General features: G+C 39.1%; 18 protein-coding genes. 8 read left to right on the top strand and 10 right to left on the bottom strand.

Features of this window, described 5'->3' with window-relative positions; translation table 11 throughout:
- Positions 1 to 181: 181 nt before the first annotated feature.
- Together H6G28_RS00355 and H6G28_RS00350 are read right to left on the bottom strand one after the other, a co-directional pair.
- Entirely contained in the window at positions 182 to 2,980 is a 2,799-nt protein-coding gene (locus H6G28_RS00355; protein ID WP_190668058.1) for a glycosyltransferase, read from the bottom strand.
- Between the two features lie 31 nt (positions 2,981 to 3,011).
- Positions 3,012 to 4,820, bottom strand: coding sequence for an ABC transporter ATP-binding protein (locus H6G28_RS00350; RefSeq protein ID WP_190668055.1), 1,809 nt, complete (start codon positions 4,818 to 4,820; stop codon positions 3,012 to 3,014).
- A 58-nt stretch (positions 4,821 to 4,878) separates the two neighbouring features.
- Between H6G28_RS00350 and asnB the strand changes: the two genes are divergently transcribed.
- The 4 genes from asnB to H6G28_RS00330 all read left to right on the top strand — a co-directional run bounded on the left by asnB (position 4,879) and on the right by H6G28_RS00330 (position 10,230).
- Positions 4,879 to 6,813: an asparagine synthase (glutamine-hydrolyzing) gene (asnB, locus tag H6G28_RS00345; protein ID WP_190668052.1), complete on the top strand. Its 1,935-nt coding sequence runs from the start codon at positions 4,879 to 4,881 to the stop codon at positions 6,811 to 6,813.
- A gap of 2 nt (positions 6,814 to 6,815) precedes the next feature.
- The gene (locus tag H6G28_RS00340; RefSeq protein WP_190668049.1) at positions 6,816 to 7,934 is read left to right on the top strand and encodes a glycosyltransferase family 4 protein; all 1,119 of its coding nucleotides are present in this window, start codon (positions 6,816 to 6,818) and stop codon (positions 7,932 to 7,934) included.
- Positions 7,931 to 9,037, top strand: coding sequence for a non-hydrolyzing UDP-N-acetylglucosamine 2-epimerase (wecB, locus tag H6G28_RS00335; protein ID WP_190668046.1), 1,107 nt, complete (start codon positions 7,931 to 7,933; stop codon positions 9,035 to 9,037). The genes H6G28_RS00340 and wecB overlap by 4 nt, the downstream gene beginning before the upstream one ends.
- A 119-nt stretch (positions 9,038 to 9,156) precedes the next feature.
- Positions 9,157 to 10,230, top strand: a complete 1,074-nt coding sequence (locus H6G28_RS00330; protein ID WP_190668042.1) for a glycosyltransferase family 4 protein — start codon at positions 9,157 to 9,159, stop codon at positions 10,228 to 10,230.
- A gap of 41 nt (positions 10,231 to 10,271) precedes the next feature.
- Here the strand turns inward: H6G28_RS00330 and H6G28_RS00325 are convergent, their stop codons facing one another.
- Positions 10,272 to 10,484: a helix-turn-helix domain-containing protein gene (locus H6G28_RS00325; RefSeq protein ID WP_062293164.1), complete on the bottom strand. Its 213-nt coding sequence runs from the start codon at positions 10,482 to 10,484 to the stop codon at positions 10,272 to 10,274.
- Between the two features lie 158 nt (positions 10,485 to 10,642).
- Between H6G28_RS00325 and H6G28_RS00320 the strand changes: the two genes are divergently transcribed.
- Entirely contained in the window at positions 10,643 to 11,128 is a 486-nt protein-coding gene (locus H6G28_RS00320; RefSeq protein WP_190668039.1) for a hypothetical protein, read from the top strand.
- Between the two features lie 97 nt (positions 11,129 to 11,225).
- On the opposite strand, the gene H6G28_RS00315 is transcribed toward H6G28_RS00320, so the two are convergent.
- Together H6G28_RS00315 and H6G28_RS00310 are read right to left on the bottom strand one after the other, a co-directional pair.
- Complete coding sequence (locus H6G28_RS00315; protein WP_190590467.1) at positions 11,226 to 12,128, bottom strand: S1 RNA-binding domain-containing protein; 903 nt, start codon at positions 12,126 to 12,128, stop codon at positions 11,226 to 11,228.
- 104 nt (positions 12,129 to 12,232) lie between these two features.
- A complete protein-coding gene (locus H6G28_RS00310; protein ID WP_190668036.1) occupies positions 12,233 to 12,976 on the bottom strand; it encodes a dienelactone hydrolase family protein in 744 nt (247 codons plus the stop codon).
- A 48-nt stretch (positions 12,977 to 13,024) separates the two neighbouring features.
- Here H6G28_RS00310 and H6G28_RS00305 point away from each other — a divergent pair, with 48 nt between their 5' ends.
- Positions 13,025 to 13,339 (top strand): hypothetical protein, encoded by a 315-nt coding sequence (locus H6G28_RS00305; RefSeq protein ID WP_313933887.1) that lies wholly within the window; start codon positions 13,025 to 13,027, stop codon positions 13,337 to 13,339.
- Positions 13,340 to 13,345: 6 nt separating this feature from the next.
- Here H6G28_RS00305 and H6G28_RS00300 read toward each other — a convergent pair whose 3' ends face one another.
- From H6G28_RS00300 to H6G28_RS00280, 5 genes are all read right to left on the bottom strand, one after another.
- Positions 13,346 to 13,543 carry a hypothetical protein gene (locus tag H6G28_RS00300; RefSeq protein WP_190590469.1) on the bottom strand — a complete coding sequence of 66 codons (198 nt, stop codon included), beginning with the start codon at positions 13,541 to 13,543 and terminating at the stop codon, positions 13,346 to 13,348.
- A gap of 331 nt (positions 13,544 to 13,874) precedes the next feature.
- Entirely contained in the window at positions 13,875 to 14,078 is a 204-nt protein-coding gene (locus H6G28_RS00295) for a hypothetical protein (RefSeq protein WP_062293148.1), read from the bottom strand.
- Positions 14,079 to 14,088: 10 nt separating this feature from the next.
- Positions 14,089 to 14,652: a peptide deformylase gene (def, locus tag H6G28_RS00290; protein ID WP_190590470.1), complete on the bottom strand. Its 564-nt coding sequence runs from the start codon at positions 14,650 to 14,652 to the stop codon at positions 14,089 to 14,091.
- 119 nt (positions 14,653 to 14,771) lie between these two features.
- Positions 14,772 to 14,999, bottom strand: a complete 228-nt coding sequence (brnA, locus tag H6G28_RS00285) for a type II toxin-antitoxin system BrnA family antitoxin (RefSeq protein WP_190590471.1) — start codon at positions 14,997 to 14,999, stop codon at positions 14,772 to 14,774.
- Positions 14,980 to 15,249 (bottom strand): BrnT family toxin, encoded by a 270-nt coding sequence (locus tag H6G28_RS00280; protein WP_190590472.1) that lies wholly within the window; start codon positions 15,247 to 15,249, stop codon positions 14,980 to 14,982. The genes brnA and H6G28_RS00280 overlap by 20 nt, the downstream gene beginning before the upstream one ends.
- Positions 15,250 to 15,455: 206 nt before the next feature.
- Here H6G28_RS00280 and H6G28_RS00275 point away from each other — a divergent pair, with 206 nt between their 5' ends.
- Positions 15,456 to 16,967: a Ycf46 family AAA ATPase gene (locus H6G28_RS00275; RefSeq protein ID WP_190590473.1), complete on the top strand. Its 1,512-nt coding sequence runs from the start codon at positions 15,456 to 15,458 to the stop codon at positions 16,965 to 16,967.
- 178 nt (positions 16,968 to 17,145) lie between these two features.
- Positions 17,146 to 17,622, top strand: coding sequence for an SH3 domain-containing protein (locus tag H6G28_RS00270; protein WP_190590570.1), 477 nt, complete (start codon positions 17,146 to 17,148; stop codon positions 17,620 to 17,622).
- Positions 17,623 to 17,920: the final 298 nt, after the last annotated feature.

The raw sequence follows: 17,920 nt of genomic DNA, 5'->3' as shown, positions 1-17,920 counted from the left end.
CTATATGCCTATGTATATTAGCTATCTTAAACCTACATTGTTTTGCTAATCCTTGAATTTCTGATTCCGTATACTCGAAAGCGCATTTTCCTGTATTGATAAATTTTTCCCATGATATAGTGTATAACTTAAATACAATTTAACTATATTTTGATACTTTTATGATAAAACTTAAAGTATATTAAATATTTTGATATAATTTGATTAGATTGTCAGCTAAACGCTCAAAACTATAATTGTCTACAACAAACTGCCGAATTATTTGTGCAGGATATTTTTCAATATTACTCCAAACTTTTTCAATAGCTAATGCTAGAGCTAGAGGATTATCGTTCTCACATAGTTCACCAAGATATGGTTCAGTAATAATGCTTTCTGGCCCTCCACAACGAGTACTTACTACAGGTTTACCACTAGCAAGAGCTTCTATCACCACAACGCCAAATGTCTCTGAGCGACTGGGTAGAACCAAAATATCACAATCTTCACGCATAAGTTTAGCTACTTCATAACGAGACTGCCTTCCCAAAAGAGAAATGTAGTCGTTTAAACCATTTTGTGCAATCCAATCAGCTATACTTTCTTCTAGAGAGCCTCCTCCTACCACAGTTAATTTTACATCTATTTGTTTTAGAGTTTCGCGTAACAACTGGAACGACTTTAAAAGGCAAAATATATTTTTATATTCTTCTAAAGCTGTTACACACAAAAGACGTAAAACTTTTTTATTACTTATATTTCGAGATTGAAGTTCAGTTATATGGAATAAATTTATATCAACTCCATTGGAAATGGTATTTATTTTATATCCACTACTATCTGACAAAAAATTTATAATTTCTTGAGTTAAACTTTGGCTAACGCCAATAACCATATTTGCATTGTGCAAAGAATTTTTAGTAATTTGTTTGATTATTTGCTTACTTGTTAGATAACTGAATGGATTGGTATGCTCAGTAATCACTAATGGTTTCTTATATTGTCTAGCCAAGTGTAATCCTGCAAAGCCATCAAGGTAGCTAGTATGTGCATGAACTAAGTCAAAATTAAATACTTTATGTATGCGTTTAGCTAAAAGTGCTATTGCCAATTTATAAGTGAAGCCATGAAACCTAAAAGGAAACAATGGTTTACCAACTAGATAAGGAACAAATAAAGTCGGTGTTCCTTCATGCAAAAACCAATTGGTGGATCTTAAGGCTTTTCCATATTGTAAAAGTAGCTTTGCAAATTTTACAGGATTTTTCGTATTACACCAAAATGGTTGACCAGAAACAACTCTAACATCTAAACCTTCTAGCTCTCTTAAAGCTTTGACTTGTTCAGCTACAAAACACCCTGAGTTTGGCTGATGTGAATTAGGAAACATATGCGAAAGCACCAGAACTCGGCTAATACGACGTTCCCTATTTTTAAAGAAAAATGTTTCAAACTTAGATGCTCTAGCATAAGCCTGTTCAGCTTGTGAGCGTTCTGACTCCTTTTGTACCAGTTGGTTAGATAACTGAGTAATTCTTTTAGCTAAATTTACCATCAGCACTTCTAACGACACCTTGGGATAATTTAAGTTATAAAAGCAATCTAAATTATCTAAATATAACCACTTTGGTTTAGGATAGTAGCCAGAAGAATTAACGAATAATGCCCAAGAACGATAATAACCCAGACAATTATATGAAATAATATTATGACCTTGCTTTAATAATAAAAATTCAGCTTTGTAATTAATTCGGTTAGCTATGTATTCTACATTTTCTAAACTAGCTTCTCCTATAACTTCAATACTAACAGCAGATCCATAGGTGTTAATTTCCCAAGCTTGCTCTACCAAAAACTCAAATTCTCCATGTCCACAATAGTTACAGTTAGTGATAGGAATGGATTTATCATTCAAGTCGTCATGTGCCACTACATTAATTTTAATTTCATCTATTTTTTGGGTGGCTATTTTAATAACAATTTTGTCTCCACTATCTGGAATAACAGGAAAATAAATTATAACATTATTAAATAATTGCTTGTGGATTGCATCACTAGAATTTTTAGAAGTTTCTGGCTGGTTTTTATCAAAGAATAAAGACCAAAAACACCCTTCAACAAAGCCTTGTTTAACCTGCTGTAAAGGATTATTGAAATCTACTAAAAGTGGAGATAAGATTTTTTCCTCAAAGTGAGTGCTTTTTGCTATCTTGATTTCTTGTGTATTTTGGTGTCGATAAAATGCTATGACTTCTGAACGATTGATATGTTCATTAATAAATTGTCCTTGATTATAAAAACATCTACTGCGAAGATTACCAATTATTTTTTGCGTTTGAGAATTATGATTGTTTACTAATTTTGAACTTCCACAAATAGGGCATAGGGAATTATCATAAACTATATACCCTTGAAACTGTTGTATTAATGCTGGTTCTATAGGGTCTAATGGCGGTCTTGTAATATCACCAGAAAATCTAATCTCATTAACTTTCCATTCTTTGTGACATAAATCAATAAGTTCTTTTTCCCGGAAAGACCGTTGATGATGGTTTATGTGATATACTTTTCCACAATCAGCACACTTCGTAAATGATTTTTCTAGCTGCTCTGTATGAGGAACAGCAATTAATACATACCTTGATGCGACTCTAAATAATTCTGCTATTCCTTGTAAATAAATTTCATCAGGTAGATGCTCTATTACATCGTTAGCCATCACTAAGTCAAAGGAGTTATCTGCAAACGGAAGGTTGATAATAGAGCCAACGTATTTCTCTCGATTAACAGTTTTTAGTGCTTCTTCACTAGGATCTACACCAACAACATGAATAGCTTCAGGTAGAAAATTAGTAATTAGTCCGTTACCACAACCAACATCTAATATACTTTGGGTATCTTGGGGTATCATGCTGATAATGTCAGCTAGTAATTGAACTTGATATTCTTCAGGGTTCTCGTTCCAAAGATTTGATTGATTGTAGTAATTTAGCTCGAACATTTAATTAATATCCTGGATTTGTAGATAGCTTTTAATGTAAAAATAATTTGGGAATTATCGGTTGCCTACAAATACCGTAATCCACAATATCTGTTTCATCGGTATTGACAATTTGAAAATGAATACAGCGATCAAGAACATGGTATGATTCTGGTTCTAAGCCTTTTTGAGGTCGCCATTTAAAAAGCGCCACACTAGCTACATAAGAACCTCTACCAAGTAGTAATGACTCGCTTTGAAAAACAACTTTTCCTCTACCATCTATAATTTCTCTACCCATTTCTTGTGAAGAAACTAACCATTGAGAGGCAGTTAATCCAGACGGTAAATAAATACAGAATACAAAAGTTGGATTATAAACTGGAACCTTAGCTATATATTCTATAACTACCTGGAAAGGCGCTAAAGAACAAAGAGTTTTTGTTTCTTTGCCATTTGCATCTATAAAATTCACTTGAGTAATTAATACTTCATTTTTAGAACCATATTCATCTATTTCGAGTTGAGAGGCTGCTTTTGCTTCTTTACTATTGTCTAATTCTATTTCTGTATCAATAAAATGATTTATTATAGATATAATAAATTTATTATCATAAGCGCCTTGTTTAAGGATTCCTAATCTATGGTATTGATGTTTTTCTGGTATAAATATTTCTACAGCTACGCATTCTTGTTCACACTCAGCACAAATTTCTAATTTTAATTCTTCAGCCTTATTCAAATATGATTTAGGGATGGAAAATTCAAAGGGTGCATGAGCATATCTACCTTTAAAGTTTGCATATTGTCGATAGTAACCAAGTTCATCTTTCATAGATTTGCCCCAATCCATGAAACCTTTCTCGTTCATTAAATAGTGTTCTTGGTCAGGATGATTATCAAGAGGTGCGCCTACTTGAATATGCCCAATATTCTCATATCCATACCAAATGGATAATGTCCGAATTTTATGTACACCTACAGGGTGGCTTCCATCTATGCCAACCAACCGAAAGAGAAATTTCTCGTAAATATCTTGTTTCCGTTCTAACAGAACAGCTTGTTTCTTAGATACCTTTAAGTCTCTAGCACGTAATCTAATTTCCTCATCATGTCTAACTAGAGCTGTGTATTGCTTAATAATATTTAGTGGTTGACCTTCGGCTCGGATAGTACCTTTGTCTATCCAAATTGCTCGATTACATAAAGCTTGTACAGAACCCAAATCATGACTCACAAATAAAACCGTTGCGCCAGACTCCTCCGTTAACTTTTTCATTCTTTCTACACATTTACCTGCAAAGTAAGCGTCACCTGCTCCTAAAACTTCATCAATAATGAGTATCTCAGGTTCAATGACTGTTGCTACTGTAAACGCTAACCGAGCATACATCCCTGCTGAATAAGTTTTGATTGGTTGGTCTATAAAATCTTCTAATTCAGAAAAATCAATAATTTCTTCCTCTAATTCTCGGATCTTGGCTTGAGATAGTCCTTGATATGCAAGAGAAGCTTGGATATTTTGACGACCTGTAAACTCTGGATGAAACCCTGTACCTAGTTCCATCAACGCCTGTACTCTTCCCTTAACTTCCGCTTTGCCCTCTGTTGGCGCAACATTACCTGTAATAATCTTAAGCAGCGTACTTTTGCCAGCACCATTGCGTCCAATTAAGCCGAGTCGCTCTCCTTTTTTAATTTCTAGATTCAATCCGCGTAAAGCCCAAAATTCTTGATAATAGTGTTTGCGCCAAAACAAAAATTTATTGACCCCAAAGGCATCGAGAACCTTGTCTGCTGGATGCCTATAGAGTCTATACATTTTGCCTAAATCACGGATAGCGATCGCTACATCTGTCATTTTGTACTTTATTCGTGCTTTATTGGTGGAGATTGAATTATAAAATTAAAGTTCCAATATGTGTGGCATTGGGGGAATCGTCAGTTTTCATACCTCAGAGATCAACCTACAGATTTTAACAGGCATGAGTGCTTCACTCAAGCTCCGTGGCCCTGATGACCTGGGTTTTTTAGGATGGTCAGGCAAAACACCCGTCCAGATATCCCGAAATCCCGAAGTTTTAAGGGGTAGCCGTATTTGCCTGTTTCATCGTCGCCTGTCCATTCTTGATTTAACATCAGCTGGCTGGCAACCAATGGCAACACCTAATGGACGGTATTATATTGTTTTTAACGGCGAAATCTACAACTATTTAGAATTACAAACCCAACTCCAAGCATTGGGGTATAAATTTCAGTCCCATTCCGATACAGAAGTGCTATTGGCAGCTTATGCCCAATGGGGGGTCAAAGCATTAACCCAATTAGTCGGGATGTTTGCCTTTGCCATCTTAGATACTTGGGAAAATACTCTATTTTTGGCTCGTGATTTTTTCGGCATTAAACCTCTATACTACACATATTGGCAGGATGGGATAGCTTTTGCTTCTGAAATTAAAGCACTGCTCCAAATTCCTGGGGTCAATCGTGATGTCAATCATCAAAGACTTTACGATTACTTATACTCTGGGTTAACAGACTATGGTGGTGAAACTCTTTTTGCCAACATCAAACAATTGCCCTCGTCCCATTTTCTCAAAATTTCTCTAGACAAACCTCAACATCCCGAAATATCTTGCTACTGGCAGCTAGATATCAACCAAAACTTAGACATTACCTTGACAGAGGCCAAAGCACACCTACGCCATCTGTTTTTAGAAAATATCCAACTACATCTGCGTAGTGACGTACCAATAGGTGCAGCATTGTCAGGAGGTATAGACTCCTCTGCCATCGTCATGGCAATGCGACATTTGCAAGGAGAAAAACTACAATTGCACACGTTTAGCTATATTGCTTCCGATCCAAATTTAAGTGAAGAACAATGGATTGATACAGTTACAGGTGCAGGAGCAACGGTAGTACATAAAGTACAGCCATCTCCAGAAGAATTAGTCACAGACCTAAATAAATTGATTGAACTGCAAGATGAACCATTTGGTAGTACTAGCATCTATGCTCAATATCGTCTGTTCCAAATGGCAAAAGCTGCTAATATCAAAGTGATGCTGGATGGGCAAGGAGCCGATGAACTCTTGGGTGGTTATCGTCCCTATTTAGCTGCAAGACTGGCTTCTTTACTACGTCAAGGACAATGGGGAAGTGCCAACCAATTTTTACAAAAAGCAACGAAGCTATCAAATACTAATCATCAGAAATTAATATTACGAGCATTAGGATTACTTTTACCATCCAGCCTACAAGCTTCGATCAGACAGTTAATCAAAAAAGATGTCATACCCAATTGGTTAAGTAGGGACTGGTTTATTAAACATGAGCTAATTCCTAAAACCTATCAAAGCAAACAGTGTCCAGAAATATTACGAGCAGAACTGCATCAAGCTCTGATAAAAAGTAGTTTGCCGATGTTATTGCGCTATGAAGACCGCAATTCTATGGCTCACTCCATTGAAAGTCGGGTTCCTTTTCTCACACCTGCCTTAGTTAACTTTGTGTTTGCTTTACCAGAAGAGTTTATTATTGCTAATGATGGTACTTCTAAAGCTATATTTCGCCAAGCAATGCGAGGTATAGTTCCTGATACTATACTAGACCGCAAAGACAAAATTGGCTTTGCAACCCCCGAAAAACACTGGCTCAAAATTTTACGTCCTTGGGTCGATGATGTGCTGAACAGTGAAATGGCAACTCAAATTCCGGCATTGAATGTGCAACAGATGAAAGAAGAATTTCAGAAAGTTTTAGAAGGAAATTCTAACTTTGATTTTCGGATTTGGCGATGGGTGAATTTAATTCGTTGGGCAGAAAGCTTCAGCGTGAATTTTGAGGATTAACAATGCGTATAGTACATCTGTCTACAATTCACCAGGCGCTGGATGTCCGCATTTTCTATAAAGAATGTCAAACTTTAGCCAAAGCAGGATACGAAGTACATTTATTAGTACCTAATCCACCCGCCGAGCAGTTAGAAGGAGTATGTTTCCATGCTATTGATAAAGTTACTAATCATCCACGCTTAATCCGAATTTGGCGACGATTGAGTAGTGCTTACAAAATAGCGAAATCTTTACAGGCTGATGTTTATCACTTTCATGACCCAGAATTAATTCCTGTAGGTATTTTTTTACAACGTTTAGGTGCTAAAGTTATCTATGATGTTCATGAAGATAGCCCTTGGGAAGCAATTTCTCTGAGTAAAAATAATCTTGTTCTTGGTTGGTTAAGGTTTAGTATTTGGACAATACTAGAAGGAATAGCGAAAGCCCATTTGGATGCTTTTATTTGTGTCACACCTCACATAGCACAGAAATTTCCATCAGCTAAGATGACTGTAGTTGCTAACTTTCCCCTAATAGCAGAACTACAAGCCGAAGGTCAGATTAATATTGCTAATACTGAAGAGAACATTGTTATTTATGCGGGTGGAATTGCCGAAATTCGTGGTATTCGGCAAATGGTTGAAGCGATGGAATTTTTACCCAAAAGTTTGACAGCGAAACTTTTATTATTAGGGGAGTTTTCATCACTGGATATGCAAAATGAGGTGGAAAAAATACCTGGATGGCAGCAAGTAGAATTTTTAGGTTGGCAATCACGTCAGTCTGTAGTGCAGTATTTAGCAAAAAGTAAGGTAGGTCTGGTACTTTTCCATCCCAAACGAGACCATCTTGAAGCTTTGCCAAACAAGTTATTTGAATATATGGCTGCTGGCTTGCCAGTTGTGGCATCAAATTTTGCTTTGTGGCGAGAGATTATTGAAGATATTGGTTGCGGTTTAGTTGTTAATCCTCTTGACTGTCAAGAAATTGCTCAAAGTATTCAATATCTGCTTGAAAATCCAGAAATTGCTGTGGCTATGGGCAAGCGAGGCAGAGAAGCTGTTATTAATAGATATAACTGGGACATAGAGTCAAAAAAATTACTAAAATTGTATACAAAAATAGAAATATTATGAAAATTATTACAATTGTTGGCGCTCGTCCTCAATTTATTAAAGCAGCAGCAGTTTCCAGAAAACTACAATCTCATCCGTCTATTCAAGAAGTACTGGTTCACACAGGTCAGCATTATGACGAGAATATGTCGGATGTGTTTTTTCAAGAACTCGAAATTCCCAAACCTAATTATCATCTAGGTATTGGTTCATCAAATCATGGCGCACAAACTGGCAGGATGCTGGAAGCAATTGAACAGGTATTGCAGCAAGAATCGCCAGATTGGGTGTTAGTTTATGGTGATACAAACTCTACTTTGGCAGGTGCGATCGCCTCTGTCAAATTACACATACCCGTAGCTCATGTCGAAGCAGGTTTGCGTTCTTTTAATCGCCGAATGCCAGAGGAAATTAATCGGGTACTCACTGACCACGCCGCAGATTTATTATTTGCACCTACTACAGCTGCTGTCGAAAACCTCCAACATGAGGGAATAGCTCAAGAAAAAATTCACTTAGTTGGTGATGTGATGTATGATGCTGCTCTTGACTACGCAGTTAAGGCAGAAGAAAAAAGCTTGATTTTACAGAAGTTGGGATTGACTGCTCAAAACTATATTTTGGCAACCATTCACCGCGCTGAAAATACAGATGATTCTTCCAGGCTGCAAGCACTATTTACAGGACTAGCAAAAGTTAGCCAAAATATTCCCGTTATCTTACCGCTTCATCCCCGCACCCGTGCTGCTTTATTACGTGAAGGTTTATCAGAAAACATCAGCAAATCCCTGCGAATCATTGAACCAGTGGGATATTTGGATATGGTGATGTTAGAGAAAAATGCCAAACTCATCACCACTGACTCTGGTGGAGTTCAAAAAGAAGCGTTTTTCTATCGCGTTCCTTGTGTCACCTTACGAGCAGAAACAGAATGGGTGGAGTTAGTGCAGTTAGGCTGGAATCGCTTGTTACCACCTTTAGATGCAACAGATGTTGCTAGTGGGATATTAGAGGCTTTAGAGAGTAACTCTGGTAACGAAGTTCCCGAAACACTGTATGGCGGAGGACTGGCAACATCACAAATTGTTGAGTTACTTTCTCAAAACATAGGCATAGGGGTATAAAATCCCAAACTATATTACGAAGCGTAAATATTCTGGCAACGCTTACCAATGACAAATGACAGCCTTGACACGCTACTAGTTATCTTTAATTGCACCGATATACTTAATTATTAACCAACGTGCAGAACCGTTTACTGATTAACCTGTCATTTCTGCTCACCCGTCCTACTGGTACTACAACATACGCACTTAACCTACTACCGCATCTACAAAAATTGCAACCGACACTGTTAGTTGCAGAAAAGATTACTGGCTATGACTGCTACCCAGTTCCCTCTGGACAAACCGCAGAACAAGGTGCAAAAGGCCATTTGCGCCGCCTATTGTGGACACAATTTCAACTGCCAAAAATTTATCAAAAGCTGAAATCTCAAGTTTTGTTTTGTCCTTTGCCGGAAGCGCCTTTATCTGCTGAATGTACTTCGGTTGTCATGTTTCATGATTTAATACCGTTGCGCTTTCCTAAACGCTTTTCACCTATAACTTTCTATCAGCGTTATTATGTTCCGCAAGTCCTGAAGCAGACGCGGCATATTGTATGTAATTCTCAAGCTACGGCTGATGATATTGTTAGTTTTTACCAAGTTCCAGCTAATAAAATTACTCCTATTCCCCTAGCGCACGATCGCACCCACTTTCGTCATCTCAATCTACCAACTCGCAACTACTTTCTCTATATTGGTAGACAAGACCCTTATAAAAATTTACAACGCCTAATTAGTGCTTTTGCCGCACTCCCAAATCATCAAGATTATGAACTATGGTTAGCAGGGCCAAACGATGCACGTTACACCCCAATTTTGCAGTTACAAGTTGAGGAATTAGGCATCACTCATCAAGTCAAGTTTCTCAATTATGTAGATTATCAAGAATTACCAATCATTATCAATGGTGCGATCGCTCTTGTTTTTCCTAGTCTGTGGGAAGGCTTTGGTTTCCCGGTTCTCGAAGCAATGGCTTGCGGTACACCAGTCATCACCTCGAACCTTTCTTCTTTACCTGAAGTGGCTGGAGATGCAGCAATTTTAGTTAATCCCTACAAAATTACAGAAATTACTGAGGCGATGCAATCGATTGCGACAAATTCAGAATTGCGATCGCATCTTTCAACTCAAGGTATAGCTAGAGCAAATTTATTTAGTTGGGAAAAAACGGGTAATGCAACGGCTGAAGTTTTAGCACGTTATTTGTGAAAATTAGGGAGTGGGGGGTGGGGAGTAATAATACTTTGAGCTTATTCTTGAACAACTTCCACCAGTTCCTCAATCATCACATCAAAAGTCCTGGCTAACTTTTGAATGGCGGTAAAATCTACAGTTGCTAATCCTGGCGATCGCGCGTAAGTCCTGAGAGTGCTGTACACTACACCAGAACGGTCTGAGACTTCTTTCAGTGTCCAGCCTTTCTCCGCAGCAAACTCTCGAATCTTGAGGCGAATCATTCCCATAGGTTACTTGACAACTGACTGATATAAATCTTTTAATAATTATACTCTATAAAAAGACCGCCTTCCGGCCTGGAAAACTGAAAGGCGATCGCATTGTTTACAAAAAGCATACCGTAAACACCGATAGGGTTCATTCTACCGAAGTTACAGATATTTTCATGGTATCATCACTTAAGTCCAGGACACTTGTCATCCGTGCATCAAAAATTGTTCATAAATCTTTATGTATTAATTCACTAGCAAGATTTGTGACTGAAGAAGCAATTTGTCTGATGTTTCGCATTGGCTTTGGTGATATACATACAATCGAATGCTGGCGGTATGTAGTTTACATCCATGCAAAGGGTGTGAGTAGGTTTGTGAGTTATGCTGATTTTCCGCCGATTTTGGGCGTACAACCACCGACACCTGCTGAGTTTGTTAAATGGCGTAGGCGGTGGCGTAAACAACATGACTATGCTTACAGAAAGCAAGCGCCTGAATGGTGGACAGAATTTTTTATCAATGAGTTTTGGCAAGCTATTTCTGAACATAACTTGCAAAGTTGGGGCGAGTTAATTGCTTTAATTAAATTTGCCTTTACAGAAGAAACTTTGCAGGAACTCAGAAAGAGTTATCGCTTAGAAAAATCATTATTAAGCTAATACTGTCATTAGTCATTGGTCATTAGTCCTTTGTAAATACAAATAACTAATGACTAAATGACTCTTTGAGATTCGTTGGATTTGATCTGTTTAACAGCTATTCAGCAGTTTTATTGGCTGCACGATGAGCGCGTGCTTCGGCTGAAGCCATAACTTCATCAAGATTTTCGAGAATTTCGCCAGGGAAATTTTCTAAAATTCTTGTAGAAATTGCAACTCTACCTTTGCCTTCATCCAAGTCAATAATCACAGCTTTAATTGTTTGACCGACTTGAAAAACTTTTTCGAGAGATTCAATAAATTTTTGGCTGACTTGCTTAATATGTAGCAAGGCACTCGTCCCATTTAAATCAACAAACACTCCGAATGGTTTAATGCCAGTTATCTTACCTTCAACTAGCTGACCAATTTCTAACAAACTGAAATTACTCGAACGAGTGGCTAAACGTTGAGAAAGAATAAGTTTTTTATTGTTGCGGTCTACTTCCAAAAAGCCAGCAGTTAAAGTTTTACCTTTAAGTGCTTCTAAGTTATCACGTTCGGTTAAATGCGATCGCGGAATAAACCCGCGTAAAGATTGAAAATCAACGGTGACACCACCTTTATTTACACCTGTTACCCGAACTTCTACCGTCTGGGAATTTTCTTGCATTTGTACGACTTTTTCCCAGATATGTTGAATTTCTAACTGTCGGCGAGAAAGAGTTACTTGACCTTCGGCATCTTGTTCTCGGATAATCAAAAACTCTAATTCTTCATGTAAAGGCAGTACCTCCGATAAATCGGTAACAGCTCTCAAAGAAGCCTCATCGCGGGGAATATAAGCCGACGACTTGCCACCAATATCAACATAAGCACCATCGGGGTCAAGCTGGAACACTTTACCGTGAACCACCTGGCCTTTTTGAAACTGGTAGTCGTGTTTTTCTAGTGCTTGAGCAAAATCGTCCATTGTAAACGACGAATTGGCTTTTTGAGAAAGTTTCGATTCGGAATTCATGACTAATGAAAATTAATTGTTATTTAGCTATGACCACTGAATTTTGAGGTGGGTCATTTGTCCTTGGTGATTACCAATGAACAATGACCAAGGACAAATGACGTTCAGTTCAATTGACTAAACAATTGTTGTACCTCAATCCAAGCATCAGCAGCAGCTGTTGGATTATAACTGGCACGACGATCGCAAAAAAATCCGTGGTCAGCTCCATCGTAGCGGAAGACACGATGAGGAATTTTGTATTTTTCTAACTCTGCTTCAATTTCTTCGGTTTGTTCTCTGGGAATGCTGGGATCTTCCATCCCAAAAAAGGCGTAGAGTGTGCCGGGAATTTCTGGAGTCCGCGTTAAAGTAGCCGCGCCACCTCCCGGTGTGCTGTTAGTAATCCTCGCACCGTAAAAAGATGCCGTAGCTTTGATATCCGGGAGAGTCGCCGCTAGGTAAGCTACATGACCGCCAAAACAAAAACCAATAGAACCAATGGCGTTTTGTTTGACTTGCGGCAGAGTTTTCAGATAATCAATGGCTGATTGAATATCGCTGAGTAATTGTGATGCTGTGGCTTGCTCCCAAGCGTATTTTCTGCCAACTTCAATATCTTGTGGAGTGTAACCCGTTTCAAAACCGGGAGCGAACCGATCAAACAGTGCCGGTGCGATCGCAGCATACCCTAACTTGGCAATTCGCTCGGTCACATCTCGAATATGACTATTAACACCAAAAATTTCTTGTAAAACTACAATTCCAGGGTAAGTACCGGGTTCTTGAGGTTGCGCCAAGTAAGCCGAAATTTGCAGATTATTTGGTGAAAGCTTCACCCAGGAAGTGCTGATTGCTAGTTCTGACATAGTTATTTCTCCGAATGCTCTACAGTTATTGGATTTAACTATGCCAGTATGTTTAAGCTATTCCTAGCAATTAATCAACTGCTCGGTAAATATCAACCAATAATCCCAAATCCTCAAGGTTTATTGTGGAGTCAGCAACTTGAGCTATACTTGGGAGTCCATCAAGAAACATTAAGGTTTTATACTCCTGAAGAGCAACTAGTTCCGACACCCGAAGAAGTTGCACAACAGGAGTTAGAACGTGCAGAACAACAAGCTCATTTCGCCGAACAAGCCAGAGAACTTGCTGAACAATCAAAACAACGTAGCGATCGCCTAGCCGCAAAACTGCGAGAATTAAATATCGATCCAGACGCTATTTAGCAGCTACTAATCTTCCGGTAGCACCCATTTTGGCGGTTCTGTCATCTTTTTACGCAGACGCTCTTCCGCCATAGCCAGCATTTCGTCTAAAGAAGTCTCTTTGATGAATTGTGAGGCTGCTTCTCTAAACTCGATATTGGGGCATTTATCCCCTAAAATACAACCATTGACGCAGGCTTGGGCGCAGTTAATTTTAGGTTCCACAGTCGATTCCTCTCGAAATTAGGGCGTTTTCCTACCCACAAGATAAATTTTACCTGTTGACTTTAAAAGTATTGAGTGCTGAGTTACCAAAATTGAGAATAGGAGCTAGAGGTTAGAGGCTAGTACAACAAGGCAAAAGTCAAAAGTCAAAAGGAAAAAGAAAGAATAGTGATACCACAAGCCTTTTAGCAATTTCTTATGGTCTTTTTATTTACGCCGCACTGTACTAGGGGCTAGAGGTTAGGGCTGACAGGTTTAGGTAGAAAAATAAAAGGTAAAAGGGTGAACTTTGATTTTGGTCATCCTTTTACCTTTTTTATATACCTGATGCTTATTTTATGTTAGCCCTTGCGTCCCTCACTGCGGCAATAAAAAATAATCCTGTTAGTGGAATACTTAATCCTAAGATAATTGCAGTGGTTTCAAAGCCTAAATCTGGCTGTCCATAACTGAGTTCAAACACCGAACCAACGGCGGCGATCGCTGTTATGCAAGACGCACCGAGAAATAAACCGCTTTTTGGAGTTAAATACACTACTAGTCCCCTATGCTACTGGTTTCACGGCTTGATACGAGAAGCCATTTTTAGATAACTCCTGTGCCAAAGTCAAGGAATTTTCTACACGGTCGACAAATACCACACCGTTGAGGTGATCCATCTCGTGTTGAATGCAGCGTCCTAGTAAGTCCCCAGCTTTTAATGTCTTGGGACGGCCATATTCATCTTTGTAAGCAATTTCCACCACTTCAGGACGCTTTACGTCCATATAAATATTCGGAATACTCAAACAGCCTTCTTGAGCAACGCAGATGTCTTTGCTGACTTGTTTAATTACGGGATTAATTAATACCAGTGGCGGATTTGCGGGGTTATCTGGTTCGCAGTCAATTACGATCAGTTGTTTATTAATGCCTACCTGGGGTGCAGCCAAACCAATGCCATCACTGCTGTACATAGTTTGCAACATTTCGCGTACCAGTTGGCGCAGTTCGTCATCAATTTTGGTAATACGTTTAGCTGGTTGACGCAACGCGCGATCGCCCAGATAGTGCAGCTTCAGTGGCGGATTTTTTAACTTTTTTTTCTCAACAGCAATTTCAGAGGGCATGATTATTTCAATGGCTCAATTGTGCAAATTCCAACTAACTTAATTCTATCAATCTGAGTTAGACCTCATGGTGATGCAGCAGAATTCAGAATTATCTGGAGTTGATGGGCGATCACATTTTAGCGAGATAGCTGTGCAAGTCTTTCTGCAAGCCATACCTTAATAATTGATTGACGAGTAACACCCAATCGTTTCGCTTCATAATCTAATGCTTCAATCATCCAGGTTGGAAAATCAACGTTGACTCTTTTCTGTTCATGACCAGGACGCTTGGCTTGGGAAAGGTCTAAAAATTCGGTGATGTCTTCATCCTGATCAAATTTGGCATCAAATTCTGTTGCTTTCATAAATTGCTACCTCTTCTTGTCGTGATCGTCGGACTGAAATAATCCGTACTCTGTTCTCTCGATAGGTAATGATGGCTGACCAGCACTTTTGAGCGATTTTACCGATGACCAGAAATCTTGGTTCGTCTTCTATCCGCGCCGGAATTTCAACTCGATCAGGATCAGCCCAGAGTTCTTGTGCCTCTAGAAAGTTAATTCCGTGCTTTGCTAGGTTTGATTGGCTTTTAGAGTCGTCAAATTCAAATTCCACACCACTCAAAAGGTATAATTTTCATACCTTTATTATACTAATAAAGAGGCAAATTCCCACTTATTCCCAAAAAGCGATCGCACTGGGAATTACTGAGCGTATTTTCGCGTTGAAAAACTAGACAACGACTAGACAGCATTTATAGCTGATTGGTGAAAGAAAGTTGTACATTGCCATCAAGAGCAACTCACAACTAACAGCTAGATATGAACTTCCGTGACGAGTTTAAATTGCTGCTACGCGCCCGTTATCCGTTAATTTACATTCCCACCTACGAAGAAGAACGGGTCGAAGCAGCCATTCGGGAAGAAGCCGCCAATCAAGGTAATCGCCCTGTTTATACTTGGGATTTTGTTGATGGCTATCAAGGAAACCCCAATGATGCCGGTTTTGGGCGACGCAATCCCCTACAAGCTTTGGAATTTTTAGAGAAATTACCAGCTTCAGCACCGGCAGTCATAATTTTACGAGACTACCATCGTTTTTTAGATGATGTGGCGATCGCCCGTAAACTCCGCAATTTTGCCCGACTTTTAAAATCGCAACCAAAAAATATTGTTTTATTGTCGCCGCGCATCGCCATTCCCGACGATTTAACCGAAATTTTAACGGTTGTGGAATTTCCTTTACCCGCCGCGCCGGAAATTAAAACCGAGATAGAACGCTTACTGCAATCTACGGGTAACTCGCTTTCTGGGAAGCTTTTAGATGATTTGGTGCGCTCTTGTCAAGGGCTATCTATGGAACGGATTCGGCGGGTTTTAGCCAGAGCGATCGCTACTCACGGCGAATTACAACCAGAAGATGTAGACTTGGTTTTACAAGAAAAGCGCCAAACCATCCGCCAAACCCAAATTCTTGATTTTTACCCCGCTACCGAGCAAATTTCTGATATTGGCGGATTGGATAACCTCAAAGATTGGCTATTACGGCGTGGTGGTTCATTTACCGAACGGGCGCGTCAGTATGGCTTACCCCATCCCCGTGGTTTACTATTGGTGGGGATTCAAGGAACAGGAAAATCTTTAACAGCCAAAGCGATCGCTCATCACTGGCACTTACCTTTGTTACGCTTAGACGTAGGGCGGTTATTTGGCGGTTTAGTCGGGGAATCAGAGTTACGCACACGCCAAATGATTCAGGTAGCCGAAGCCCTCGCCCCCTGTATTTTGTGGATTGATGAAATAGATAAAGCTTTTTCGGGACTGGGGAGCAAAGGTGACGCAGGCACGACTAGCCGCGTATTTGGCACTTTTATCACCTGGTTAGCCGAGAAAACTTCACCTGTATTTGTCGTGGCTACTGCCAACGACATTCAAGCCTTACCACCAGAAATGTTGCGAAAAGGGCGATTTGATGAAATCTTTTTTGTTGGTTTACCGTCTCAAGAAGAAAGAAAAGCAATTTTTAACGTTCATTTATCCAGATTGCGCCCCCATAACTTGAAAAGCTATGACATTGATAGGTTAGCTTATGAAACACCTGATTTTTCTGGGGCGGAAATTGAGCAAACTCTGATTGAAGCTATGCACATTGGATTTAGCCAAAACCGTGATTTTAATACCGACGATGTTTTAGAAGCCGCCAGCCAAATCATCCCCTTGGCGCGAACGGCTGTAGAACAAATTCAAAAACTCCAAGAATGGGCGGCGGCTGGGAGAGCGCGTCTCGCCTCAAAACACAGCCCCCTCAGCGATGCCTTTGGCAAGCTACGTTAGAAAGTATGAAGTGTGAAGTCTGAAGTCTGAAATTTTTGAGTCTAAAACTTATGCTATTCAGAGAAGCTACGCACAGCACGGCTACATAACTTCACACTTCATACTTCAGACTTCATACTTGACTATTGACCATTCACCGTTGACCATTGACTATTGACTATTGACTATTAATGTAACTATGCTTTCTGGTCTACTTAAGTTAATACTAGGTTTTATCCTAGCGATCGCTGTTTTATTAGGTACGGGTATGACGGTGGCGCTGTATTTCATCAATCAAACCGCCATACCGCCCAATAAACCGATTTTTGCCAATGATAATCCTTCTTTGAAAAACCAAGCTACCAAAGAACCTAAAAACGATTCTGTCATCACACCTGAACCGGAATCTACTCCAACTCCAACCTCCACACCAACACCCACAAAATCTCCTGAAAAATTACCACCTGGCGCTTATCAAGGACGTGTTACTTGGTCTGAAGGTTTGAGTTTACGTGCCGAACCTAATCAGTCAGCCGAAAAAGTTGGGGGAGTGACTTTCAATCAAAAAATCATTGTTTTAGAAGAAAACCCTGATAAAACTTGGGTGAAGATTCGCACAGAAGGTAGTGACCAAGAAGGTTGGGTAAAAATTGGCAACATTGAACGTACCAACTAAAGTTAGAAATCATCCCCATCTGAACTCACTAATTCTTACTACCTATTTCCTACTCTCTAATCTTTATACTTTTTTAGTAAAAGCCACAGTTATTACTTATAGAAAGTGGTATATTTTTATATATACTGATCACTGTAATTAACATTCAAAAAACTTTATAGATTCTAGTCAATCCAATTAATTTTTAACATCAAAATTTTCCACTTTTGCCGAAAAGCAGTTTGCTCCTTGTGATGTAAACAAATAGCCAAACCCATAACCTTAAAACAAAAGTCCAACAATTTTGGATTTTAGATTT

This window comes from Nostoc sp. FACHB-190, from assembly GCF_014696905.1.
Classification (GTDB): domain Bacteria; phylum Cyanobacteriota; class Cyanobacteriia; order Cyanobacteriales; family Nostocaceae; genus Nostoc_B.
Note: the sequence above shows the minus strand (reverse complement) of the source record. Positions and strands in the feature narration are given on the sequence as shown.

Coding starts and splice junctions, on each gene's coding strand:
- H6G28_RS00325 (WP_062293164.1), bottom strand. CDS start 10,484: ATGGGAATGATTCGCCTCAAGATTCGAGAGTTTGCTGCGGAGAAAGGC.
- H6G28_RS00270 (WP_190590570.1), top strand. CDS start 17,146: ATGCTTTCTGGTCTACTTAAGTTAATACTAGGTTTTATCCTAGCGATC.
- H6G28_RS00305 (WP_313933887.1), top strand. CDS start 13,025: ATGTTTAAGCTATTCCTAGCAATTAATCAACTGCTCGGTAAATATCAA.
- H6G28_RS00340 (WP_190668049.1), top strand. CDS start 6,816: ATGCGTATAGTACATCTGTCTACAATTCACCAGGCGCTGGATGTCCGC.
- H6G28_RS00350 (WP_190668055.1), bottom strand. CDS start 4,820: ATGACAGATGTAGCGATCGCTATCCGTGATTTAGGCAAAATGTATAGA.
- H6G28_RS00320 (WP_190668039.1), top strand. CDS start 10,643: ATGGTATCATCACTTAAGTCCAGGACACTTGTCATCCGTGCATCAAAA.
- brnA (WP_190590471.1), bottom strand. CDS start 14,999: ATGAAAGCAACAGAATTTGATGCCAAATTTGATCAGGATGAAGACATC.
- def (WP_190590470.1), bottom strand. CDS start 14,652: ATGCCCTCTGAAATTGCTGTTGAGAAAAAAAAGTTAAAAAATCCGCCA.
- H6G28_RS00315 (WP_190590467.1), bottom strand. CDS start 12,128: ATGAATTCCGAATCGAAACTTTCTCAAAAAGCCAATTCGTCGTTTACA.
- H6G28_RS00355 (WP_190668058.1), bottom strand. CDS start 2,980: ATGTTCGAGCTAAATTACTACAATCAATCAAATCTTTGGAACGAGAAC.
- asnB (WP_190668052.1), top strand. CDS start 4,879: ATGTGTGGCATTGGGGGAATCGTCAGTTTTCATACCTCAGAGATCAAC.
- H6G28_RS00310 (WP_190668036.1), bottom strand. CDS start 12,976: ATGTCAGAACTAGCAATCAGCACTTCCTGGGTGAAGCTTTCACCAAAT.
- H6G28_RS00275 (WP_190590473.1), top strand. CDS start 15,456: ATGAACTTCCGTGACGAGTTTAAATTGCTGCTACGCGCCCGTTATCCG.
- wecB (WP_190668046.1), top strand. CDS start 7,931: ATGAAAATTATTACAATTGTTGGCGCTCGTCCTCAATTTATTAAAGCA.